Annotated in this window: 26 protein-coding genes and 1 pseudogene; 13 read left to right on the top strand and 14 right to left on the bottom strand. The window is 72.9% G+C overall.

The genetic code is table 11. From position 1 onward, the window contains the following. Positions 1-27: 27 nt before the first annotated feature. The 4 genes from ilvA to PSU4_RS19675 are packed head-to-tail and all read left to right on the top strand — an operon-like array spanning position 28 to position 2,337. Positions 28-1,263, top strand: a complete 1,236-nt coding sequence (gene ilvA / locus PSU4_RS19690; RefSeq protein WP_147110429.1) for a threonine ammonia-lyase IlvA — start codon at positions 28-30, stop codon at positions 1,261-1,263. Between the two features lie 57 nt (positions 1,264-1,320). Next, positions 1,321-1,548, top strand: coding sequence for an AbrB/MazE/SpoVT family DNA-binding domain-containing protein (locus tag PSU4_RS19685; RefSeq protein WP_147110401.1), 228 nt, complete (start codon positions 1,321-1,323; stop codon positions 1,546-1,548). Next, positions 1,538-1,951, top strand: a complete 414-nt coding sequence (locus PSU4_RS19680; protein ID WP_147110399.1) for a type II toxin-antitoxin system VapC family toxin — start codon at positions 1,538-1,540, stop codon at positions 1,949-1,951. Before PSU4_RS19685 ends, PSU4_RS19680 begins: the two co-directional genes overlap by 11 nt. Before the next feature lie 26 nt (positions 1,952-1,977). Then, on the top strand, positions 1,978-2,337 hold the full coding sequence (locus PSU4_RS19675) for a VOC family protein (RefSeq protein ID WP_147110397.1): 360 nt from the start codon (positions 1,978-1,980) through the stop codon (positions 2,335-2,337). Positions 2,338-2,353: 16 nt separating this feature from the next. Here the strand turns inward: PSU4_RS19675 and PSU4_RS19670 are convergent, their stop codons facing one another. Further along, entirely contained in the window at positions 2,354-3,505 is a 1,152-nt protein-coding gene (locus PSU4_RS19670; protein WP_147110395.1) for an acyl-CoA dehydrogenase, read from the bottom strand. A 105-nt stretch (positions 3,506-3,610) separates the two neighbouring features. Between PSU4_RS19670 and PSU4_RS19665 the strand changes: the two genes are divergently transcribed. Beyond that, entirely contained in the window at positions 3,611-4,303 is a 693-nt protein-coding gene (locus PSU4_RS19665) for a TetR family transcriptional regulator (protein ID WP_147110393.1), read from the top strand. Between the two features lie 512 nt (positions 4,304-4,815). Here PSU4_RS19665 and PSU4_RS19660 read toward each other — a convergent pair. From PSU4_RS19660 to PSU4_RS19645, 4 genes are all read right to left on the bottom strand, one after another. Continuing rightward, entirely contained in the window at positions 4,816-5,961 is a 1,146-nt protein-coding gene (locus tag PSU4_RS19660; RefSeq protein ID WP_147110391.1) for an RNA polymerase sigma factor, read from the bottom strand. A 7-nt stretch (positions 5,962-5,968) separates the two neighbouring features. Beyond that, positions 5,969-6,376 (bottom strand): YciI family protein, encoded by a 408-nt coding sequence (locus PSU4_RS19655; RefSeq protein WP_147110389.1) that lies wholly within the window; start codon positions 6,374-6,376, stop codon positions 5,969-5,971. A 99-nt stretch (positions 6,377-6,475) separates the two neighbouring features. Next, entirely contained in the window at positions 6,476-7,000 is a 525-nt protein-coding gene (gene purE, locus PSU4_RS19650; protein ID WP_147110387.1) for a 5-(carboxyamino)imidazole ribonucleotide mutase, read from the bottom strand. Beyond that, a complete protein-coding gene (locus PSU4_RS19645) occupies positions 7,000-8,202 on the bottom strand; it encodes a 5-(carboxyamino)imidazole ribonucleotide synthase (protein ID WP_147110427.1) in 1,203 nt (400 codons plus the stop codon). The genes purE and PSU4_RS19645 overlap by 1 nt, the downstream gene beginning before the upstream one ends. Positions 8,203-8,391: 189 nt before the next feature. Here PSU4_RS19645 and PSU4_RS19640 point away from each other — a divergent pair, with 189 nt between their 5' ends. After that, positions 8,392-8,916 carry a GtrA family protein gene (locus tag PSU4_RS19640; RefSeq protein ID WP_147110385.1) on the top strand — a complete coding sequence of 175 codons (525 nt, stop codon included), beginning with the start codon at positions 8,392-8,394 and terminating at the stop codon, positions 8,914-8,916. 15 nt (positions 8,917-8,931) lie between these two features. On the opposite strand, the gene PSU4_RS19635 is transcribed toward PSU4_RS19640, so the two are convergent. Continuing rightward, positions 8,932-10,203, bottom strand: a complete 1,272-nt coding sequence (locus PSU4_RS19635) for an ATP-binding protein (RefSeq protein ID WP_147110383.1) — start codon at positions 10,201-10,203, stop codon at positions 8,932-8,934. A 17-nt stretch (positions 10,204-10,220) separates the two neighbouring features. Beyond that, positions 10,221-10,877: a response regulator transcription factor gene (locus PSU4_RS19630; protein WP_147110381.1), complete on the bottom strand. Its 657-nt coding sequence runs from the start codon at positions 10,875-10,877 to the stop codon at positions 10,221-10,223. A 59-nt stretch (positions 10,878-10,936) separates the two neighbouring features. On the opposite strand from PSU4_RS19630, the gene hisN reads away from it, so the two are divergent. Together hisN and PSU4_RS19620 are read left to right on the top strand one after the other, a co-directional pair. Further along, positions 10,937-11,755 (top strand): histidinol-phosphatase, encoded by an 819-nt coding sequence (gene hisN, locus PSU4_RS19625; protein ID WP_147110380.1) that lies wholly within the window; start codon positions 10,937-10,939, stop codon positions 11,753-11,755. Between the two features lie 50 nt (positions 11,756-11,805). Continuing rightward, entirely contained in the window at positions 11,806-12,264 is a 459-nt protein-coding gene (locus PSU4_RS19620; protein ID WP_147110378.1) for a MaoC family dehydratase, read from the top strand. 110 nt (positions 12,265-12,374) lie between these two features. Here the strand turns inward: PSU4_RS19620 and PSU4_RS19615 are convergent, their stop codons facing one another. From PSU4_RS19615 to PSU4_RS19605, 3 genes are read right to left on the bottom strand one after another with little or no spacing between them, the layout of a single operon-like run. After that, the gene (locus tag PSU4_RS19615) at positions 12,375-13,313 is read right to left on the bottom strand and encodes a hydroxymethylglutaryl-CoA lyase (protein ID WP_147110376.1); all 939 of its coding nucleotides are present in this window, start codon (positions 13,311-13,313) and stop codon (positions 12,375-12,377) included. Next, complete coding sequence (locus PSU4_RS19610) at positions 13,304-13,840, bottom strand: PH domain-containing protein (protein ID WP_147110374.1); 537 nt, start codon at positions 13,838-13,840, stop codon at positions 13,304-13,306. The genes PSU4_RS19615 and PSU4_RS19610 overlap by 10 nt, the downstream gene beginning before the upstream one ends. 35 nt (positions 13,841-13,875) lie before the next feature. Further along, positions 13,876-14,703 (bottom strand): biotin--[acetyl-CoA-carboxylase] ligase, encoded by an 828-nt coding sequence (locus PSU4_RS19605; RefSeq protein WP_147110372.1) that lies wholly within the window; start codon positions 14,701-14,703, stop codon positions 13,876-13,878. 178 nt (positions 14,704-14,881) lie between these two features. On the opposite strand from PSU4_RS19605, the gene PSU4_RS19600 reads away from it, so the two are divergent. Beyond that, positions 14,882-16,543 carry an acyl-CoA carboxylase subunit beta gene (locus PSU4_RS19600; protein ID WP_186817066.1) on the top strand — a complete coding sequence of 554 codons (1,662 nt, stop codon included), beginning with the start codon at positions 14,882-14,884 and terminating at the stop codon, positions 16,541-16,543. Further along, complete coding sequence (locus PSU4_RS19595; protein WP_147110371.1) at positions 16,540-16,782, top strand: acyl-CoA carboxylase subunit epsilon; 243 nt, start codon at positions 16,540-16,542, stop codon at positions 16,780-16,782. The genes PSU4_RS19600 and PSU4_RS19595 overlap by 4 nt, the downstream gene beginning before the upstream one ends. 172 nt (positions 16,783-16,954) lie before the next feature. On the opposite strand, the pseudogene PSU4_RS19590 reads toward PSU4_RS19595, so the two are convergent. The 4 genes and pseudogenes from PSU4_RS19590 to PSU4_RS19575 form a co-directional block, all read right to left on the bottom strand. Next, positions 16,955-17,428 (bottom strand): annotated as a pseudogene (locus PSU4_RS19590) (GTP-binding protein); the annotation flags it as partial. 39 nt (positions 17,429-17,467) lie between these two features. Further along, complete coding sequence (locus PSU4_RS19585) at positions 17,468-17,833, bottom strand: DUF742 domain-containing protein (RefSeq protein WP_147110367.1); 366 nt, start codon at positions 17,831-17,833, stop codon at positions 17,468-17,470. Next, complete coding sequence (locus PSU4_RS19580) at positions 17,833-18,174, bottom strand: roadblock/LC7 domain-containing protein (protein ID WP_373866078.1); 342 nt, start codon at positions 18,172-18,174, stop codon at positions 17,833-17,835. Before PSU4_RS19580 ends, PSU4_RS19585 begins: the two co-directional genes overlap by 1 nt. 47 nt (positions 18,175-18,221) lie before the next feature. Then, on the bottom strand, positions 18,222-20,123 hold the full coding sequence (locus PSU4_RS19575) for a sensor histidine kinase (protein ID WP_147110363.1): 1,902 nt from the start codon (positions 20,121-20,123) through the stop codon (positions 18,222-18,224). A gap of 231 nt (positions 20,124-20,354) precedes the next feature. Between PSU4_RS19575 and PSU4_RS19570 the strand changes: the two genes are divergently transcribed. The 3 genes from PSU4_RS19570 to PSU4_RS19560 are packed head-to-tail and all read left to right on the top strand — an operon-like array spanning position 20,355 to position 22,354. Then, positions 20,355-20,984 carry a Maf family protein gene (locus tag PSU4_RS19570; RefSeq protein ID WP_147110361.1) on the top strand — a complete coding sequence of 210 codons (630 nt, stop codon included), beginning with the start codon at positions 20,355-20,357 and terminating at the stop codon, positions 20,982-20,984. Between the two features lie 40 nt (positions 20,985-21,024). Beyond that, the gene (locus tag PSU4_RS19565; protein WP_147110359.1) at positions 21,025-21,927 is read left to right on the top strand and encodes a sulfurtransferase; all 903 of its coding nucleotides are present in this window, start codon (positions 21,025-21,027) and stop codon (positions 21,925-21,927) included. Beyond that, positions 21,920-22,354 carry a SufE family protein gene (locus PSU4_RS19560; RefSeq protein ID WP_147110357.1) on the top strand — a complete coding sequence of 145 codons (435 nt, stop codon included), beginning with the start codon at positions 21,920-21,922 and terminating at the stop codon, positions 22,352-22,354. The genes PSU4_RS19565 and PSU4_RS19560 overlap by 8 nt, the downstream gene beginning before the upstream one ends. Positions 22,355-22,374: the final 20 nt, after the last annotated feature.

Here is a 22,374-nt window from a genome sequence, read left to right as displayed (position 1 = left end):
ACGTGGCACCGTTGTCGGGTGGACACCGTGACCGCTGCCGACGTCGACCTCGCGGCCGAACGGCTGCGCGCGGTCATCGGGCCGACCCCGCTGCAGCTCTCCCCCCGCCTGTCCGACGCCGTCGGCGGCGAGGTGTGGCTCAAGCGTGAGGACCTGCAGCCGGTCCGCTCCTACAAGATCCGCGGCGCCTACAACCTCGTCTCCCAGCTCTCCCCCGACGAGCGCGAGCGCGGCGTCGTGTGCGCCAGCGCCGGCAACCACGCCCAGGGCGTCGCGTTCGCCTGCGCGCGTCTCGGGGTGAAGGCCCGCGTCTACCTGCCCCGCACCACGCCGCGGCAGAAGCGCGACCGCGTCGCCAAGCTGGGCGGGAAGGTCGTCGAGGTGATCGTCGTCGGCAACGCCTACGACGACGCCGCCGCGGCCGCCGCCATCGACGCCGAACGCAACGGCGCCACCCTCGTCCCCGCCTTCGACGACGCCCGCACCGTCGCCGGGCAGGGCACCGTCGCCCGCGAGATCGTCACCCAGCTCGGCAGCGAACCCGACCGCGTCGTCGTGCCCGTCGGCGGCGGCGGCCTCCTCGCCGGCGTGACCACCTACCTGCGGGAACGCCACCCCGAGGTGCGCATCGAGGGCGTCGAGCCCGCCGGCGCCGCCAGCATGACCGCCGCCCTGGCCGCCGGCGCACCGGTGCCGCTCACCGATCTCGACCCGTTCGTCGACGGCGCCGCCGTCCGCCGCGTCGGTGACACGACGTTCCCGATCGTCCGCGACGCCGCCGTCGCGCTCACCCCCGTCGCCGAGGGCCGGGTGTGCACCGAGATGCTCGCGCTCTACCAGACCGACGGGATCATCGCCGAGCCCGCGGGCGCCCTGGCCACCGCCGCGCTCGACTCGCTGACGATCCCCCGCGGCACGGTCACCGTGTGTGTGCTGTCGGGCGGGAACAACGACGTCAGCCGCTACGCCGAGGTCGTCGAACGGGCCCTGATCCACGAGGGCCGCAAGCACTACTTCCTCGTCGACTTCCCCCAGGAGCCCGGCGCGCTGCGCGCCTTCCTCGACGACGTCCTCGGCCCCGACGACGACATCACGCTGTTCGAGTACGTCAAGCGCAGCAACCGCGAGACCGGCCCCGCGCTCGTCGGCATCGAGATGGGCCGGCCCGAGGACCTCGACGGCCTGCTCGCCCGGATGGAGGCCGCTCCCCCGCACATCGAGCGCATCCCGCCCGACAGCCCCCAGTTCCGTTTCCTGCTCTGAGCTGCACTCTGCGGGTAGTATTACGTGGTACACGTGACACGTAATACGGAGGGTTCCATGAAGCTCAACAGCAAGGGACAGGTCACCATCCCGGCCCAGCTGCGTGCCGAGCTCGACCTCCGAGAAGGTGACGAGGTGGACGTCGTCCTCAAGGACGGCGACCTGATCATCGTGACGTCCTCCGCCCAACCGACCCGGGGCCGACAGCTGGTCGACCGCATGAGGGGCCGGGCCGACGCCGGCCTCACCACCGACGAACTCATGGCACTGACGCGTGGCGAGTAGGGCCACCACGCTGGTCGACACGAACGTCTTGTCCGACGTACTGAACTCTGATCCTCGGTGGGCCGACTGGTCTGCCGATCGTCTCGCTGAGGCGTTCGACGACGGCCCGGTCGTCATCAATCCCATCATCTACGCGGAGCTCGCGCCGAGTTTCACGACGGTGGAGTTGCTGGACTCCGCCGTTCCCGCGGATCGGCTCACTCGAGAGCCACTTCCCTACCAGGCCGGCTTCCTCGCCGGTCATGTCCATCTGCGGTATCGCCGCGCAGGTGGGACGAAACGGTCGCCCCTGCCGGACTTCTACATCGGCGCGCACGCGGCGGTGCGCGGGTACCGCCTCCTCACGAGAGACGTGGCCCGATATCGGACGTACTTCCCACGGCTCGACATGGTGGTCCCGTAAGGCACCCCTGGTCCTAGGGTGAGCGGATGCGCGTCACGAAGATGCTGGTCAACCGGCCTGTCACCGACCCGGAGGCGTCCCGCGCGTTCTGGCAGGGGCTCTTCGGCCTGGAGGTCGCCTTCGACCTCGGCTGGGTGGTCAGCCTGCACCCGCCGGGCGACGACACGACCGGCGTGCAGCTCGTCACCGGCGACAAGACCGCGCCCGTCGACTCGGACATGTCGATCGGCGTGGACGACGTCGACGAGGCCTACGCCCTCGCCCAGCGCCACGGCTACGAGATCGTGCACCCCATCAGCGACGAGGAGTGGGGCCCGCGCCGCTTCTTCGTGCGGACGCCCGACGGCACGGTCGTGAACGTCGTCGCGCACCCGCACGGCGACTGAGCTGTCGGTCGGGCCCTCAGCGCAGCAGCGCGCGCGCCATCACCATGCGCTGCACCTGGTTGGTGCCCTCGTAGATCTGGGTGATCTTGGCGTCGCGCATCATGCGCTCGACGGGGAAGTCCTTGGTGTAGCCGGCGCCGCCGAAGATCTGGACGGCGTCGGTGGTCACCGACATCGCGACGTCGGACGCCATGCACTTGGCGGCGCTGGAGATGAAACCGAGGTTCGGCTCGCCGCGCTCGGCACGGGCGGCGGCGACGTAGACGAGCTGGCGCGCGCCCTCCACCTTCATCGCCATGTCGGCGATCATGAACTGCAGGCCCTGGAACTCGGCGATGGCCTTGCCGAACTGCTTGCGGTCCTTCGCGTAGGCGATCGCCGCGTCGAGGGCACCCTGCGCGATGCCGACGGCCTGCGCGCCGATGGTCGGCCGGGTGTGGTCGAGGGTGGCGAGCGCGGTCTTGAAGCCGGTGCCCTCGGCGCCGATGATCCGGTCGCCGGGGATGCGACAGCCCTGGAAGTAGATCTCGCGGGTCGGCGAGCCGGCGATGCCGAGCTTGCGCTCCTTGGGGCCGACCTCGAAGCCCGGGTCGTCCTTGTGCACGACGAACGCCGAGATGCCGTTGGCGCGCTTGTCCGGGTCGGTGACGGCCATGACCGTGTACCAGGTGGACTCGCCGGCGTTGGTGATCCAGCACTTGGTGCCGTCGAGGACCCAGTCGTCGCCGTCGCGGCGGGCGCGGGTGCGCATCGACGCCGCGTCGGAGCCGGCCTCGCGCTCGGAGAGGGCGTAGCTGATGCCGGCGCCCTGGGCGATCGAGGGCAGCACCTGCTGCTTGAGCTCCTCCGATGCCGACAGCAGGATCGGGATGGAGCCCAGCCCGTTGACCGCGGGGATCAGCGACGACGACGCGCAGACCCGCGCGACCTCCTCGATGACGATGCAGGCGGCCAGCTCGTCGGCGCCCTCGCCGCCGTACTGCTCGGGGATGTGGACGGCGTGGAAGCCGGCCTTGACCAGCGCGTCCCGGGCCTCGACGGGGTAGCGGGCGTGCTCGTCGACGTCGGCGGCGTGCGGGGCGATCTCGTTCTCGGCGAGGTCGCGGACGGCCTCGCGGAGGGCCTCGTGCTCGTCGCTGAGCCGGTAGCTGTCGAAGTCGGCGTTCATGTCCCGTTCCCTGGGTGTGGTGGGGGTGCTTGACCCAATCGTAACGGCACGCAGTGCCACCAATCAATCGATCGACGGACCTCCGTGCTGTTACGCTCCTGACCCATGGCAGCCCCGGTGCGACGCGGACGGTCCGCCGAGGGCCGCGCCGAGGTCCGCGGCGACCTGGTGCGCGCGGCGCTCGCCCTGTTCACCGAGCACGGCTACGACGAGACGACCGTCGACGACATCGCCGCCGCCGCCGGGGTCGGGCGCCGCACCTTCTTCCGCTACTTCCGCGGCAAGGAGGACGCCGTCTCCCCCGACCACGAGACGTGCCTCGCCCGCGTCGACGCCGTGTTCGCGGCCGCCCACGAGACCGAGCCGCTCGCCCCGCTCGTGCTCCGCGCCGCCGACCCCGTGTTCGACCTCTACCTCGACAGCCCCGCCGAGGCCAGCGCCCGGTTCGCGTTGACCCGCAACGTCGCCGCGCTGCGCGACCGGGAGGCGGCGAGCGTGGACACCTACCGGCGGCTGTTCGGCAGGCGGCTGCGGGAACGTCTCGCCGACCGGCCCGACGGCGAGCTCGCCGCGGCCGTCACCGCCGCGGCGGTCGTGGCCGCGCACAACATGGCGCTGCGGTCGTGGCTGGTCGACGGCGCCCGCCCCGAGGCACGCGACACCTGCCGCGCGACGTTCCGCCGCGTCGAGACGATGCTGCCCGTCGCCCCGTCCGTCGCCGCCGACGATCTCGCCGTGATCGCGACCCGCCTCGAACGCGCGGCCGCCCGCCTCGAACGCACCGCGCCACCGGGGTGATCTGTCGGTGTCGCAACGAACCGCGCGCAACCTCACTGCTGCGTTCCGGGGTCGGGACGACCGTGAGGTTGCGCCCCGTTCTCGGGCGTGCCGCTCAGGGCCGCTCCACGTCATCCGACGAGGCGGAATCGCCGCCCGACGACGCGGATTCGCCGCAGGCCGGGCGGATTGCCCGAGCGACGCCGCGGATTCGCCGCAGGCCGGGCGGATTGCCCGAGCGACGCCGCGGGCGTGCGAGCCGGGTCCGGACATACATGATCCCCGGGCCGCACCGGACGGTGCGAAATCGGGCTGGACGGGCCCGAACCCGGGGATCACGGGTGACTGCCTGGAATTCGCCGGTACCACATTCCGGCTTCCATCGGCCGTCGGAGATCGTCCCGTGGTACTAGCGGACAGCCACCTCACATGAAGTCCAGTAGCTATTCAACGTTGGACCACCTCCTCTCCTGTGTGTCTTCACGCTACGTCCGGATCCGGCGACCCGGCAACGGGAATTTCGCCGCCCCGGATCAGGCCTGCGCGGCGTGCCGCAACCGGGCCGCCTCGCGGGTGAGGTGATCGCGTTCGGCGACGCTCGTCGCCGCGCCCGCGGCCTCCGCGTAGCCGGTGGCGGCCCCGCGGAGATCCCCGGCACGCTCGAGCAGGTAGGCGCGGGCGGCGGCGTAGCGGGGCAGCCCCGGGTCGACCTCGGCGAGCGCGGTCAGGCCGGCCCGCGCACCGTCGGCCTCCCCGACCGCGACGGCCCGGTTCAGCCGAACGATCGGTGAGCCGGTGAGCGCCAGGAGCTCGTCGTACCACTCGACGATCTGCGGCCAGTCCGTCTCGGCGGCGCTGCGGGCGTCGGCGTGCAGGGCGGCGATCGCGGCCTGGGCCTGGTAGTCGCCGAGCCGGTCGCGCCCGAGCGCGGCCTGCAGCACCGTCACGCCCTCGGCGATCATGGCGGTGTCCCACAGGGACCGGTCCTGCTCCGCGAGGGGCACCAGCCGTCCACCCGCACCTGTTCGCGACGACCGTCGCGCGTGGTGGAGCAGCATCAGCGCGAGGAGCCCCGCGGCCTCGGGCTCGTCGCTGAGCGCGGCGAGCTGGCGGGCGAGCCGGATCGCCTCGGCGGCCAGGTCGACGTCGCCGCCGTAGCCCTCGTTGAACACCAGGTAGAGCACGCGAAGCACGGTCGCGAGGTCACCGGGCGCATCCAGCGGCACCCCTGAGAGCCTGCGCTTGGCCCGGCTGATCCGCTGCGCCATCGTCGCCTCGGGTACGAGGTGTGCCGCCGCGATCTGGCGGGTCGTGAGGCCGCCGACGGCGCGCAGCGTCAGCGCGACCGCCGCCGGCTGCGACAACGTCGGGTGCGCGCACAGGAAGTACAGCCGCAGCGTGTCGTCGGCAGCGGGCACCGGGCCCTCGGGCGGCTCGGCGTCGACGGTGAGCTCCCGGCCACGCCGCGCCGCGTCCGCCCGCACCGCGTCGAGGAACTTCCGCCACGCGGCCGAGATCAGCCACGCCTTCGGATCGCGCGGCGGGTCGTGCGGCCAGACCTCGTAGGCCCGGATGAGCGCCTCCTGCACGGCGTCCTCGGCCGCCGCGAAGTCGGCACCGCGCCGGACGAGGACCCCGATGACGGCCGGGACCAGCTCCCTGACCAGCGACGCGTCCACGACCGGGTCACTCGCCGCCGAACGGGACGTCGGTCAGGAACGGCCGCAGCTCCAGCCACTCGCGGATCGGGTCGCCGTCGGGCCCGGGCGCCGCCGACAGCTCGCCGGCCAGCTCGAGGGCCCGTTCGTACGACTCCACGTCGATGATCATCCAGCCCGCGACGAGATCCTTGGTCTCCGCGAACGGGCCGTCGGTGACCGGCGGGCGTCCCTCACCGTCGAACCGGACGAAGGTGCCCTCCGGCGACAGTGCCCTCTCGTCGACGAACTCGCCGGTCTCGACGAGCCGGTCGGCGAAGTCACGCATGTACTGGATGTGCGCGTCGACGCGCTCCGGCGCCCACTGGTCGAGAGGCGCGTAGCCGGTGACGGGGGTCGGGCCGCCGCGGTAGTGCTTGAGCAGCAGGTACTTCATGGTGGTCTCCCTCTTCCGGTCCGGCCCCGCGCGGGCCGGTCGTACACCAGGGACGGAGCCGCCGCCGGGTTCTCGACACGTCCCGGCAGATCTTTTTTCCTACTCGCCCCGGACCGAGCGGAGGGCAGCGTCCTTGGCCAGTACCGAGTCGGCGAGGTCGCGCTGGAAGCGCACCATGCGGGTGCGCAGCGCGTCGTCGGACGCCGCCAGGATGCGCACCGCCAGCAGCCCGGCGTTGCGGGCGCCGCCCACCGCGACCGTCGCCACCGGTACACCCGCCGGCATCTGGACGATCGAGAGCAGCGAGTCGAGCCCGTCGAGCCGGGCCAGCGGCACCGGGACACCGATGACCGGCAGCGGCGTCGCCGACGCCACCATCCCGGGCAGGTGCGCCGCGCCGCCCGCGCCGGCGATGATGACGCGCAGCCCGCGCGCCTCCGCCTCGACCGCGTAGTCGAGCATCCGCTGCGGGGTGCGGTGCGCGGAGTAGACGCCGACCTCGCACGCGATGTCGAACTCCGCGAGCGCCTCGGCGGCAGCCTCCATGACCGGCCAGTCCGAGTCGCTGCCCATGATCACGCCGACCTGCGGGTCGTCGTTGTCCGCCGAGAGGTTGGCAGCCATCAGGCACGCTCCGATCCGGTCCGGGCACCCGTCGCGGGGCCGTCGTGGACCGACCAGTCGTCGGCCCAGGTCGCGGTGGACAGCCACTGCGCCGCCAGCGCCGCCCGCTCGCGCACCGCGGCCGGGTCGTCGCCCAGCGCCGTCACGTGCCCGACCTTGCGCAGCGGACGCTCGTCCTTGCCGTACAGGTGGACCTTCACGTCGGGGAAGCGGGCCATCAGGTGGTGCAGCCGCTCGTCGGTGGTCATCTCCGGCGCCTCCGCGGCGCCGAGCACGTTGGCCATGACCACGGCAGGCGCCGTCATCGTGACCGAGCCGAGCGGGTAGTCGAGCACCGCGCGCAGGTGCTGCTCGAACTGCGAGGTCCGCGCACCCTCGATCGTCCAGTGCCCCGAGTTGTGCGGGCGCATCGCCAGCTCGTTGACGACGAGCCCGTCGGCGGTGTCGAACAGCTCCACCGCGAGCAGGCCGACGACGTCGAGCTCCTGGGCCAGCCGCAGCGCCAGCTGCTGGGCGGCGACCGCGTCGGCCTCCGCGAGGCCGGGCGCCGGGGCGAGGACCTGCACGCACTGGCCGTCCTCCTGCACCGTCTCCACGACCGGCCAGCCCGCGGCCTGCCCGAACGGCGACCGGGCGACCTGCACGGCCAGCTCGCGACGCATCACGACGGCCTGCTCGACCATCAGCGGCGTCCCCGCGGCCAACAGCTCCGCGACCAGCTGCGGGTCGGCCTCCGGCAGGATCCACACACCCCGGCCGTCGTACCCGCCGCGCACCGCCTTGAGGACGACGGGCCAGCCGTGCTCGGCGCCGAACGCCTCGACCCGGTCCGGGTCGGTGATCTCGGCGTAGGCGGGGATGGGCGCGCCCATCGTCTCCAGCTTGCGGCGCATGACGAGCTTGTCCTGCGCGTGCAGCAGCGCGTCCGGACCGGGGCGCACCGCCGCGCCCGCCGCGACGAGCTCGCGCAGCCGCTCCTGCGGCACCTGTTCGTGGTCGAACGTGACGACGTCACAGCCCACGGCGAACGCCTTCATCGCGGCGGCGTCGTCGGCGGTGCCGAGCTGGACGTCCGGCGCGACCAGCGGGGCCGGCTCGTCGGGCTTCACCGCCAGCACCCGCAACGACTGTCCCAACGCGATCGCCGCCTGGTGGGTCATGCGGGCCAGCTGCCCGCCGCCGACCATTCCGACGACCGGCATCCGCGGTGTCCCGTCGCGCCCCACGCAGGCACCTCTCCCTCACCCGGGCGCCCTCCGAACGGACCGCCTCACGCGGCTGCCAGCCTAAGGGGGCCGTCTGACGCCCCCTCGTTCGGACAGACGACACGGTTCCGGACCGGGGCGGGGCCCGGCGTTCACCGTGTCACGCGCTCTGGCACGATCAGTGGAGTGTCGGTGGTCGAATCCGTCCTGCTGAGCATCCCGCAGCCGTATCGCGCGCTCGCGATCAAGCACCGCGAACTGGTCAAGTTCGCGGTCGTCGGCGGCACCACCTGGGTGATCGACACCCTCGTGTTCCTGGTGCTCAAGTCCGGCGTCCTCGAGTCCAAGCCCATCACCGCCAAGGTGATCGCGGTCCTCATCGCGACGATCGTGTCCTACGTCCTCAACCGCGAGTGGTCGTTCCGCACGCGCGGCGGCCGGGAGCGCCACCACGAGGCCGCGCTGTTCTTCCTCATCAGCGGGCTGGGCGTCGCCGTGTACACCGCGCCGCTCGCGATCTCGCGCTACCTGCTCGACCTCCAGGTCCCCGCCGTCACGATGTTCACCCAGGAGGTCGCCGACTTCGTGTCCGGCCAGATCCTGGGCGTCCTGGCCGGCATGGCGTTCCGCTGGTGGGCGTTCCGCCGCTTCGTCTTCCCCGACACCGACGTCCGCCGCCAGGTCGTCGAGCCGGTCCCGCCGCGCGACTGACGTCCTCCCCGCAGCTCAGCGCGGGATCGCCGACGGGCGCGCCTTCCCGACGACGTCCTCGGCCCGCGCCACCGGCAGGAAGATCGTGAACATCGGCGGCCGCGCCCGCGACAGCTCCAACCGGCCCCCGTCGGCCTCCACCAGCGCCCGGGCCAGCGCCAGCCCGATCCCGGTCGACGAGTTCACCGAGACACCCCGGTCGAACACGTGCGGGACCAGCTCCTCCGGGATGCCCTGACCGCTGTCGCTGACGTCGATGATCAGCAGGTCGTCGCGGGCGCGGGCGCTGATCGTCACCGAGCCCGAGCCGTGGCGCATCGCGTTCTCCACCAGCGCGCCCACCGCCTCCCGCAGCCGGGCCGGTGTCACCCGGGCCATCAGACCGTCGGGCACCCGGAACTTCAGCTGGCGGTTCGCCGCCCGCAACGTCGGCCGCCACTCCTCGGCGACATCGCCCAGACCCGCCCGCAGGTCGACCGGCTCCGCCCCCGCCGCACGGGCCAGCCGGGCCGCCTCCAGCAGCTCGTCGAGCACCGCCGTGAGCTTCTCCGTCTGCTCCAACGCGGCCAAGGCCTCGCGGCGGGCGCTGGGGTCCGGGTGGGTGGACAGCTCGTCGAGACGCAGCTGCAGCGCGGTGAGCCGGCTACGCAACTGGTGCGACACGTCGCCGACCAGCGACCGTTCACGTTGGACCAGCTCCGCGAGCGCGGTCGCCGACGCGTCGAGGACGTCGGACACCCGGTCCAGCTCCGGGATGCCGTGGCGGTGCGGCGCGGACCGGAAGTCCCCCGCGCCGAGCCGCGCCGCCCGGTCGGCGACGTCGGAGAGCGGGTTGGCCAGCCGTCGCGCCGTGACCGTCGCGACGAACGCCCCCACCCCCACCGACAGCAGCACCAGCAACAGCACGATGACCGTCACCTGGATCTGCTGCGTGCGCATCGTCGACAACGGCTCCGCCAGCGTCAGCGAGGCACCCGACCCGAACGGCAACGTCTCCGACACCGTCTCGCCGTCGATCGCCGCGCCCACCGTGCCCACGGGCCTGCCCGGGATGCGGATCGTCAGCTGACCGCCCGCCGGCACCGCGAGGGACACCGCGGCCTGGTCGGCCTGGTCGAGCATCTGGTCGTCGTCGACGCGGGCCACGATCCGCTCCAGCGCCGACGTCAGCTCCGCGCGGGTGATGTCCTCCACCAGCCGCCACGTCGTGAACGCGAGCGGGCCGCCGAGGACCAGCGCCGTGATCATCACGACGAGCAACGTCGACTGGAGGATGCGGCGGCGCACGGGTCAGGCGTTCCGGATCAGTCGTGGTTGAACCGGAAGCCGACGCCACGCACCGTCGCGATGCGCTGCTCCCCACCGATCTTGCGGCGCAGCCACGACATGTGCATGTCGAGCGTCTTCGACGTCTTCAGGTCCGGGTCGTTCCACACCTCTCGCAGGATCTCCTCGCGGGTGACGACCTGCCCCGCGCGCAACAACAGCACCCGCAGCAGCTCGAACTCCTTGTTGGCCAGGCCCACCTCGGCCCCGTCGACCAGCACCCGCCGGCCGGACAGCTCCATGCGGACCCCCCCGACCTCGACGGTCTCCGGGGTGAGCCGGCGCAGCAGCGCGCGGACCCGAGCCAGCAGCTCGGCCAGCCGGAACGGCTTGCCGACGTAGTCGTCCGCCCCCGCGTCCAGCCCCACCACGAAGTCGACCTCGTCGGTGCGGGCGGTGAGCATCAGGACCGGGAGGTCGGGGAAGTCGAGACGCAACCTCCTGCAGACCTCCAACCCGTCCATCCCCGGCAGCCCGAGGTCCAGGACGAGCAGGTCGACCCCACCCTCACGGACGTGGTCGAGCGCCGTCGTGCCGTCACCGGCCACGTCGACGTGGTACCCCTCGCGTTGCAAGGCCCGGGACAGCGGCTCGGCGATCGCCGTGTCGTCCTCGGCCAGCAGGACGGTCGTCACCGACGCAGCTTATGCCCGCGCGCCGCCCGTGTCCGCGGACCTGCCGGTCCGGGCACCCGATGTGGCTGGCAGAGTCGGACCCCGTGGACGAGTCCCTGCCTGCCGACGACGACCTCACGCTCGCGCTCCGCCTGGCCGACATCGCCGACGCGATCACACTCCCCCGGTTCCGCGCCGCCGACCTGCGGGTCGAGCGCAAACCCGACCGCACCCCGGTGACCGACGCCGACACCGCCGCCGAGGACGCCCTGCGCGCCGAACTGGGTTCCGCGGTGCCCGGCGACGCCGTGCTGGGCGAGGAGCGCGGTGGCGAGGTGCCCGCCGGCGGCCGCGGCTGGGTGCTCGACCCCATCGACGGCACCAAGAACTTCTCCCGCGGCATGCCCGTGTGGGCCTCGCTCATCGCCCTCACCGTGCACGGCGTGCCCGTCGTCGGCGTCGTCAGCGCCCCGGCACTCGGCCGGCGCTGGTGGGCCGCAACGGGTGCCGGCGCCTGGACCACCGACGCCCCCGGCGCGACGCCGCGGCGCATCTCCGTGTCCGGCGTCGCCGACCTGGGCGACTGCTACGTCTCGACCACCAACCTCAACACCTTCCGCGAGCACGACATCCTCGACGGCTGGCTCACGCTCACCGACCGCTGCTGGGAGACCCGCGCCTTCGGCGACTTCTGGCAGCACTGCCTCGTCGCCGAGGGCACCATCGACCTCGCCGTCGAACCCGAGGCCAACGCCTGGGACCTTGCCGCCGTCCAGATCCTCGTCGAGGAGGCCGGGGGAAAACTGACCGACCTCGCCGGTGTCGCCACCTTCGCCGGCGGCAACTCCGTGACCTCCAACGGCGCCCTGCACGAAGCCGCCCTGGCCTGCTTCGGGTGACGCTCGTCGGTGCGGCCGCCGGAACCCGCTCCGCGTCGTAGGGTCCGACCATGCCGGAGCTCGCCTTCGAAGACCTCACCCCGGGCCGCGTGTTCGACCTGGGCACCATCACCGTCGACCGCGACGAGATGATCGCCTTCGCCCGCCGGTTCGACCCACAGCCCTTCCACCTCGACGACGAGGCAGGCAAGAACTCGATCTTCGGTGACCTGGCGGCGTCGGGCTGGTTCACCGCGTCGCTGTGGATGCGCGCCTACGCCGACGGGGTGCTGCTGCGCGCGACCAGCATCGCCTCGCCCGGCGGCGAGGAGATCCGGTGGCCCGCGCCGGTGTTCGGTGGAGACACGCTCACCGCGACGCTGGAGATCCTGGATGCCCGCCGCTCCCGCAGCCGCCCCGAACTGGGGCTGGTGACCCTCGGCGCGCGGCTGCACCGCGACGACACCCTGGTCTACAGCGCCCGCTTCACCGGTATGTTCGGCCTCCGCGAGCCCGCCACCCCGAGCTGATCACCGGTCGTGGCGGCTGAGCGACGGATCCGTCGTCCATCCGCCACCCACGACGATCACCGCAGGTTCAGGGCCTGGGCCCTGCGGCCGGTACGGGTCGGAGGCATCGGTCAGCCGCTGAGGGCGCGCACGACCCGCGAGGGCGACGGCCGGCCCAGGGCAGCCGCCATCCACGCACTGGTGTCGACGAGTTTCGCCAGGTCGGCGCCGTGGGCGATGCCCAGGCCGTCGAGCATCCAGACGAGGTCCTCGGTGGCCAGGTTGCCCGTCGCCGACTCCGCGTACGGACAGCCGCCGAGGCCGCCCGCGCTGGCGTCGACCGTCGTCACCCCGCGCCGCAGCGCCGCCAACGTGTTGGCGAGCGCCTGGCCGTAGGTGTCGTGGAAGTGCACCGCCAGGGTGTCGACGCCGACGCCCGCCGCCACGCAGGCGTCGATCACCGCGTCGACGTGGCCGGCGGTGCCGGTACCGATGGTGTCGCCGAGCGACAGCTGCCCGCAGCCCATCTCGACGAGGCGCCGCCCGACCCCGGCCACCTGCGCCGGGTCGACCGCGCCCTCCCACGGGTCGCCGAACGCCATGCTGACGTAGCCGCGCACCCGCAGCCCCTCCGCCCGCGCCCGGGTGACGACGGGTTCGAACATGCCGAACTGCTCGTCGAGGGTGCGGTTGAGGTTCTTGCCCGCGAAGGTCTCCGTGGCGGAGGCGAAGATCGCGACGTGCTCCACCCCTGCCTGCAGCGCCCGGTCGAGGCCACGCTCGTTGGGGACCAGGACCGGGTAGTCGACGCCCGCGCGGCGCTCGACGCGCTCCAGCAGGTCGGCGGCGTCGGCCAGCTGGGGCACCCACTTGGGGTGCACGAAGCTCGTCGTCTCCAGGGTCGTCAGGCCGGCGTCGGCGAGGCGTTCGACGAACTCCGCCTTCACCTCGACGGGCACGATCCCCGACTCGTTCTGCAGCCCGTCGCGCGGCCCGACCTCGTAGATCGTCACCCGGTGCGGGAGCCCGTCGGCCGGGACCCGCTGCGGAAGCTCTGTCGTCAACGCCATCCCCCGTCGTCGTGCCGGTCGTAGGAGCGGCGTTCCCGGCGCTCGTCGACGTCGGCCATCTGCGTGTAGAGCAGCGTGTGGACCTCCTCGACGCCCGGCACGTCGTCGAACTCCAGCGGCTCGTCGGACGCCGACTCGATGACGAGAGTGCCGCAGCCCAGCATCCGCTCCACCAGCGTGTGCCGGAACTGCACGCTGTTGATGCGCCCCATCGGGATGTCGATGCCCTGCCGCGACAGGACACCCTCCCGCACCAGCACCCGGCGGTTGGTGACGACGAAGTGCGTCGTGCGCCAGCGGATCAACGGGACCAGCGTGAACCACCCGACGACCACGACCGCGACGACGGCGATCACGATCCACGCCACCGTCGCCCAGCTCAGGTCGCGCGCCAGCGCCGCCAGGTAGGCCGCGAGACCGACCGTCACCAGGAAGACGAGCACCGGCAGCGCCAGCATCTTCGGGTGCGGATGCTTGTGGACGAGGACCTGCTCGTCCTCGACGAGGAGCTCGTCGGGGTAGGCCATCGGGCCAATCTAACGGTGCCGCCGTCGAGTACCGGTCAGGTGACGGGGCGCAGGTGCACCACATCACCCGCCGCCACCGGACGGCGGGCCCCGTCGGCACCCAGGACCAGCAGCCGACCGTGCGGATCGACGTCCTCGGCCATCCCGACGATCGCGTCGCCGCCCGGCAGCTCGACGCGCACCTGCGCGCCCAGGCTCAGGCAGCCCGCCCGGTAGTCCGACCGCAGACCGACCGCCTCGGCGTCGCCGCGCGCGTCGCGCCAGCGCGCCTCCCGCTCGGCGAGCCGGCGCAGCAGCGCGACGAGCAGCTCCGCCCGGTCGACCCCGACGGCGCCCTCCTCGGCCAGCGACGTCGCCCCCGCGGGCAGCTGCGGGATCGTCGCGTCGACGTTCAGGCCGATGCCCAGCACGACCCCCGGGCCGCCACCGGTGACCGCCGTCATCTCCGCGAGGATGCCCGCGGCCTTGCGCCCCTCGGAGCCGAGGAGCAGATCGTTGGGCCACTTCAGGCCGGCCGGCGCGGCGCACACCTCCTTCACCGTGTCGAGCAGGGCCAGCCCGGCGAGCATCGGCAGCCAGCCGAACCTGTCGGCCGGGACGCCTTCGGGTCGCCACAGCACGCTCACCGTCAGCCCCGCGCCGGGTGGGGACTCCCAGCTGCGGGCCAGCCGGCCGCGCCCCGACGTCTGCCGCTCCGCGACGAGGACCGACCGGTCGGGCGCGCCCGCAGCCGCCGCGGCCAGCAGGTCGGCGTTCGTCGACCCGGTCTCGGCCACCAGGTCGACCCTGGTCCACGGCCCGACAGGCGCCACGAGCGCGGGGCGCAGCATGTCGATGTCCAGCGGCCCGGCCTGCCTTGTCATGGCCGGACGCTAACCGCTCCTGTCCGGCCTGCCACCCCGTTGCGGGCGGGCACGCGACGGACGGTGCGGATGCGTCGCCCGGCGCACGCACCGCCCGGCCCGGCATCCGGCGGGCGTGACGGATACCGCTCCCCGACACCGCCCTGACGGGGGAATCGCCGGGTTAGAGTCCGAGCCCATGAGCGCCGCGAGCGAACCGACGGGGGTTGCGCCGCACGCCGAGGTCGGCGACGAGGCCCCCGGACACCACATCGACATCCACACCACGGCCGGCAAGCTTGCCGACCTGCACCGACGTTACGACGAGGCGGTGCACGCGGGTGCCGAGGCGGCCGCCGAGCGCCAGCACGCGAAGGGCCGCCAGACGGCCCGGGAACGCGTCGAGCAGTTGCTCGACCCGGGCTCGTTCGTCGAGCTCGACGCCCTGGTCCGGCACCGCTCCACGAACTTCGGGCTGCAGGACAAGCGACCGTTCGGCGACGGCGTCGTCACCGGCACCGGCACCATCGACGGCCGGCCCGTGGCCGTGTTCAGCCAGGACGCCACCGTGTTCGGCGGCTCCCTCGGCGAGGTCTACGGCGAGAAGATCGTCAAGGTCATGGACGTCGCCGCGAAGGTCGGCTGCCCCGTCATCGGCATCAACGACGGTGGCGGCGCACGCATCCAGGAGGGCGTCGTCGCCCTCGGCCTGTACGGCGAGATCTTCCTGCGCAACGTCCGCAGCTCCGGCGTCATCCCGCAGATCTCCCTGATCCTCGGCCCCTCGGCCGGCGGCGCCGTGTACTCCCCCGCGCTCACCGACTTCGTCGTCATGGCCGACGAGACCAGCCACATGTTCATCACCGGCCCCGACGTCATCAAGACCGTCACCGGCGAGAACGTCGACATGGAGGAGCTCGGCGGCGGCCGGGCCCACAACACCCGCTCCGGCGTCGCCCACTACCTCGCCTCCGACGAGGCCGACGCCCTGTCCTACGTGCGGGACCTGCTCAGCTACCTGCCGTCGAACAACCTGTCGGAGCCGCCGAGCTTCCCGGCACCCGAGCCCGTCGCCGGGTCCGTCGAGGACTCGGTCACCGACACCGACCGCGAGCTCGACACCCTCGTCCCCGACTCCCCCAACACGCCCTACGACATCCGCGAGGTCGTGTCCCGGGTCGTCGACGACGGCGAGTTCCTCGAGGTCCAGGAGCTGTTCGCGCCCAACATCGTGTGCGGCTTCGCCCGCATCGAGGGCAACAGCGTCGGCATCGTCGCGAACCAGCCCACCCAGTTCGCGGGCTGCCTCGACATCCACGCCTCCGAGAAGGCCGCCCGCTTCGTCCGCACCTGCGACGCGTTCAACGTGCCCGTCGTGACGTTCGTCGACGTCCCCGGCTTCCTGCCCGGCACCGAGCAGGAGTGGAACGGCATCATCCGCCGCGGCGCCAAGCTGATCTACGCCTACGCCGAGGCCACCGTCCCCAAGGTCACGGTCATCACGCGCAAGGCCTACGGCGGCGCCTACGACGTCATGGGCTCCAAGCACCTCGGTGCCGACGTCAACATCGCCTGGCCGACGGCCCAGATCGCCGTCACCGGGGCGTCGGGCGCGGTGGGCATCCTGTACCGCAAGCAGCTCAAGGGCCTGGAGGGCGACGAGCTCGCCGCCAAGCGCGCCGAGCTGCAGACCGAGTACGAGGACACCCTCGCCAACCCCTACATCGCCGCCGACCGCGGGTACATCGACGCCGTCGTCCCGCCCTCGCACACCCGCGGCTACGTGGGCCGGGCGCTGCGGATGCTCGCGACCAAGCGCGAAGAGGTGCCGACGCGCAAGCACGGGAACATCCCCCTGTGAGCTCCCCTTCGGAAGAGCAGACGCCGGAAGAGCGGCGGGCCCTGTTCCGCGTGGTGCGCGGCGAGCCGTCCGACGAGGAGGTCGCCGCGCTGACGGCGGTCCTGCTCGCGGCGGCCTCGTCGGCCGGGACGGGCACCGCCCCGGCGCGGCGCGACCGCTGGTCCGACCCGGTCCGCCGGATGCGCGGCCCCCTGCGCCCGGGCCCCGGCGCCTGGCGCGCGTCCGCCCTGCCCCGCTGAGGCCCCGTCCGCCCGACGCTGCGCGCGTATTGCACGAACGGCACAGTCGCGCAATTCAGTTGCAGCACTGTGCCGCTCGTTCGCAGCCCCGACGGGGCTCGACGCTGCGCGCGTACTGCACGAACGGCACAGTCGCGCAATTCAGTTGCAGCACTGTGCCGTTCGTGCGGTATCAGGTGCCGGCGCGGAGCAGGGCGTGCTCGACCCGGGCGTCCATCCGCACGACGGGCACGCCGGGATGCAGGTCCAGGGCCTCGCGGACGTCGTCGACCGGGAACTCGTCGGCACCCGGGAACCCGTTTACCGCCACCACGAAGGGCAGCGCGCGGTCCTCGAAGTAGTCGACGGCGGCGAAGCAGTCCTCGACGCGGCGCAGGTCGACCACCACCACCCCGCCGACGCTGCCGCGGGCCGGCTCGTCCCACATGAACCAGAACCGCGACTGTCCGGGCGTGCCGAAGACGTAGAGCACCATCGCGTCGTCGACGGTGATGCGGCCGAAGTCGAGCGCGACGGTGGTGGTGCGTTTGCCGGGGACGGCGGCGACGTCGTCGATCCCGACCGACGCGACGGTCATCTCCTGCTCGGTGAGCAGCGGCGGGATCTCCGACAGCGCGGTGACCATCGTCGTCTTCCCGACGCCGAAGCCCCCGGCGACGAGGACCTTGAGCGGACGAGGGTGGTGTCAGCGGGCACGCAGCCCTGCCAGGAGTCGTTCGAGCACCTCGGGGGTGGGGCGGCCGGCGGCGTCCTGCGGGCCGGCCGCGTGGACGACGAGGTAGCCGGCGTCGGCGAGGTCGCTGACCAGCACCCGGGCGACGCCGACGGGTACCCCCAGGTGGGCCCCGATCTCGACGATCGACACCGGGTCGTGGGCGAGCGCGACGACGGCGCGGTACTCGGCCTGCAGGCCGGTGACGTGTGCGGCGCGGCCGGTGACGCTGACGAGCGACTCCGGCGGCAGGGGCCGGCCGGTGGAGCGGGTGCGGCCGCCGGTGACGGCGTAGACGGGCACGACCCTGCCGGGACCGCCGGGCGGCGGCGCGGTCATCAGCGCGTTCCCTCGCCGACCCGGGCCTGCGGGGTGAGGGCGTGCCCGGCGCGGGCGGCGAGCATCGTCATCTCGTAGCCGACCATGCCGATGTCGCAGCTGCGGTCGGCGTGGACGGCGAGGGTGGCGCCGGCGCTGATGGGCGTCACGAACAGGTAGCCGCCGGCGGTCTCGACGATCGTCTGGGTGACGGCGCCGTCGTCGAGCAGCCGGGCGGCGCCGTTGGCGAGGCTGAGCAGCCCGGACGCGGCGGCGGAGAGCTGGTCGCCGAGCGCGTCGGACATGCCTTCGGAGGCGGCGACGCGCAGGCCGTCGCCGGACACGACGAGGGCGTGCCGCACGCCGGGCACGGTTCACCGGAACTCGACGAGCAGCCAGTCCAGACCGTTCATCCTGTCTCCTCGTCGTGGGCGTCGGTGGGGTCGTTGCCGGTGTCGGGGGCTTCTGCGGCGGCCTCGGCCTGCGCGGCGCGCCTGCTGGCCTGGTAGCGGGACAGCGCTCGGGCGGCGGACGCGGCTGGCACGGCGGGGGTGGCGGTGGCGCCCGCGGTGGGTCCGGCGCTCTGCCGCAGTTCGGGCGCGAGGCTGGCCTGGGGGACGCGGCGGCGCAGCGCCGGCCGGCCGTCGGACGTGGCGCGCTGGGTGGGGAGGCCACCGCGCTGGGCCGGGACGGCCGGGGTATCGGGATCGGTGTCCTCGGCCGGGGTGACGGCGGGCAGGCCGAGCAGCGGGGTCGGCTCGGCGATCGACGACGCCCCGGACGCGGGCTCCCACCAGCCCCGCCAGTCGCCACCGGCGCCGGGCGCGCGTGCCGGGACGGGTGCCGGGACGGGTGCCGCCGAGCCGTTGGCGGTCGGCCCCACGAGGACGGCGACGGGTTCGATCCGCGACCGCGGTGTGGGCAGTGGTGACCGGCCCGTCGGGCCGGCCTGGTCGGCGTGGTGGGGCCGGCCACCGGGAAGCCGTCCGACGGCCTCGGCGCCCACGTCGGCGGTGACGGTGTCGCGCGGCAGTGCACCGGTCGGCGCGACGAACAGCTCCGCGGGCAGCGAGACGACCGCGGTGAGTCCCGATCCGGGGGTCGTGTCGAGCGACACCGAGATGCCGTGGCGCGCGGCGAGCCGGGACACGACGTGCAGGCCGAGCCGTTGGGCGACCGACAGGTCGACCTCGGGCGGCAGCGCGAGGATCGTGTTGGCGGCCTCGAGCTCGGCGGCGGGCATGCCGACGCCCCAGTCCTCGACGGTCAGCAGGTGGCCGCCGCCGGGCCTGCGGTCGAGCCGCTGGCGGATGGTCACGGCGGTGTCGGGCGGGGAGTAGCGGACGGCGTTCTCGGTGAGCTCGGCGAGCAGGTGGGTCAGGTCGGTGACGATGTGGCCGAGGACGGCGGGCCGTTCGTCGACGGTGAAGACGACGCGGTCGAGGTCCTCGGTCTCGGCGATGGCGGCCCGGACGACGTCGCGCAGCGGGACCGGTTGCGACCACACGCGGGCGGGCTTCTCGCCGGAGAGCACGAACAGGTTCTCGGCGTTGCGCCGGACGCGGGTGGCGAGGTGGTCGAGCCGGAACAGCTCGGCGAGGGTGTCGGGGTCGTGTTCGTGCTCCTCGAGCTGGTTGATGATCTCCAGCTGCCGGTAGAGCATGCTCTGGTTGCGGCGCGCGAGGTTGACCAGCAGGTCGGAGGTGAACCGGCTGCGCCCGATCTCGAGGTCGGTGAGCTTGCGGGCGACCTCTTCCTTCTCCTGCTGCTGGTCCTCGGTGAGCCGCCAGAACACGAGGACCCCGACGCAGGCGAGCAGCACGGCGCCGGCGTGGATGGCCGACCACAGCCACGGGTTCCGGACGCCCGAGCCGTGGTCGAAGATCAGGTTCGAGGCGAATGCGGAGCCGATCCCGTGGCTCAGGAACGTGAAGAGGATGTTGAACAGGAACGGCGCCCAGTCCTGGTAGAGCGCGGTGAACCCGATGACGATGAAGAAGTGGAAGTGCGACTCGATCGTCCCGTGGGTGAGAACGACGAGCACCGCGGAGCAGTAGACGAGGCCCGCGGTGACCGCGATCGCGGCGGGGCGGCGGTGGGCGTGCAGCAGCCGGCCGAGGCCGGCGAGCGCGACGACCGGGGCGAGGCCGAGGGCCAGGGGGCCGGGTTCTGCGCGCACGACCAGGCCCACGATCACGAGCGCGGGGACGTGCAGGAGCAGCACCGCGACGAGGAAGCGGTGACGTCGGGCCCATTCGTGGGCAGGTAGGTCACGACCGCGCGGCAGCCAGGAGGCCAGCGATGTCCACATCGTCGTCCCGATCCGTGGGTGAGCGTGAGGGAGTCGACGCTGCGGGAGTGCGGTTGAGGGGAGCCCACTGTCACGCAGGGTCAAACGTCCGTGTACGCCCGACGCTAGCAGCGGGTGACGCGGTTGCACCAGACCTGGTGAAATGTGCCATTCCGCACCGAATAATCATTCATCATTAGTAACTGTGAGTGACCGATCATGTACCCCGCTCGGCGTCCGTAGGCTCGCGGGGTGCGTCTCGTCCTCGCCTCCGCCTCCCCCGCCCGGCTCTCCGTCCTGCGCGCCGCCGGGCTCGACCCGCTCGTCGAGGTCTCCGACGTCGACGAGGACGCCCTGCTCGCCACGACCCCGCACGCCTCCCCCGGCCGGAAGGTCACCGCGCTGGCCGGCGCCAAGGCCACCACCGTCGCCCGCCGCGTCGCGGCCGCCCACCCGGACGCGGTCGTCGTCGGCTGCGACTCGATGCTGTTCCTCGACGACGAGCTCGTCGGCAAGCCGCGTGACGTCGAGACCGCCCGCGCGCGCTGGAAGGCGATGGCCGGGCGCACCGGCGAGCTCGTCACGGGTCACGCCGTGCTGCGCCTCGACGACGGCGACATCGACCGCGTCGCGGAGGGCTGCGCGACGACGACCGTGCGCTTCGGCCGGCCCACCGACGCCGAGCTCGACGCCTACCTGGCGACGGGCGAGCCGCTCGCCGTGGCGGGGGCGTTCACCCTCGACGGGCTCGGCGCCTGGTTCGTCGACGGCATCGACGGCGACCCGTCCAACGTCATCGGGATCAGCCTGCCCCTGGTGCGGCGACTGCTCGGCGGGGTCGGTCTCTCGCCGGTGCAGCTGTGGGCCGATCGCAGCGGGTGACGCGGCGCCGGTGTCGGTGCCGGGGACTATCGTCGGGCGCATGGCTCTGCCCGCTGACACCGACCCGAAGCTCGCCGACTACGCCCACCCGGAGCGCCTCGTCACCACCGAGTGGCTCGCCGCGAACCTCGGCGCGGACGGACTCGTCGTCGTCGAGTCCGACGAGGACGTGCTGCTCTACGACACCGGGCACATCCCGGGCGCGGTGAAGGTCGACTGGCACACCGAGCTGAACGACCCGGTGACCCGCGACTACGTCGACGGCGCCCGGTTCGCCGAGATCTGCGGCGAGCGCGGCATCGGCCGCGACACCACCGTCGTGTTCTACGGCGACCGCAACAACTGGTGGGCCACCTACGCGCTGTGGGTGTTCGCGCTGTTCGGCCACGCCGACGTGCGCATCCTCGACGGCGGCCGCGCCAAGTGGGTGGCCGAGGGCCGCGAGATGACCACCGAGCAGCCCAAGCCCACGGCCGTCGAGTACCCGGTCGTCGAGCGTGACGACGTGACGTTGCGCGCGTTCAAGGACGACGTCCTCGCCCACCTCGACAAGGTGAAGGCCGGCAGCGGCGCCCTGGTCGACGTGCGTTCCCCCGGCGAGTACTCCGGCGAGCTGCTGCACATGCCCGACTACCCGCAGGAGGGCGCGGTCCGCGGCGGCCACATCCCCGGCGCGGCGAGCGTGCCGTGGGCGCGCGCGGCGGCCGAGGACGCGACGTTCAAGTCCCGCGCCGACCTGGAGGCCATCTACCTGACCGAGCAGGGCCTGTCGGCCGACGACGAGGTCGTGGCCTACTGCCGCATCGGGGAGCGCTCCAGCCACACCTGGTTCGTGCTCACCCACCTGCTCGGCTTCGGCGCGGTCCGCAACTACGACGGCAGCTGGACCGAGTGGGGCAACGCGGTTCGCGTGCCGGTCGCGCAGGGGCCCGAGCGTGGCTGACCTGCCGCCGCAGCTGGCAGAGCTCGTCGACGACTTCTCCGCCGTCGGTCCGAAGGACCGGCTGCAGCTGCTGCTCGAGCTGTCGCAGGAGCTGCCGGAGCTGCCGGCCCGCTACGGCGACGCCGCGGACTCGATGGAGCAGGTGCACGAGTGCCAGTCGCCACTGTTCCTGGCCGTCGAGGTCGACGACGCACAGACGGTGCACCTGTTCTTCTCCGCCCCGCCCGAGGCCCCGACGACGCGGGGCTTCGCGTCGATCATGCACACGGGGCTCGACGGGGAGTCCGCGGCCGACGTGCTCGGTGTGCCCGACGACTTCTACGTCGCACTCGGACTCGGTGAGGCGGTGAGCCCCCTGCGGCTGCGCGGGATGGCGGCGATGCTGTCGCGGATCAAGCGGCAGGTGCGGGCGCTCACCGCGGCCTGAGCGGACGGACCGCGAACCTC

This window comes from Pseudonocardia sulfidoxydans NBRC 16205 (genome assembly GCF_007989085.1).
Taxonomy (GTDB): Bacteria; Actinomycetota; Actinomycetes; order Mycobacteriales; family Pseudonocardiaceae; genus Pseudonocardia; species Pseudonocardia sulfidoxydans.
This window is presented reverse-complemented; position numbering and strand designations above follow the sequence as displayed.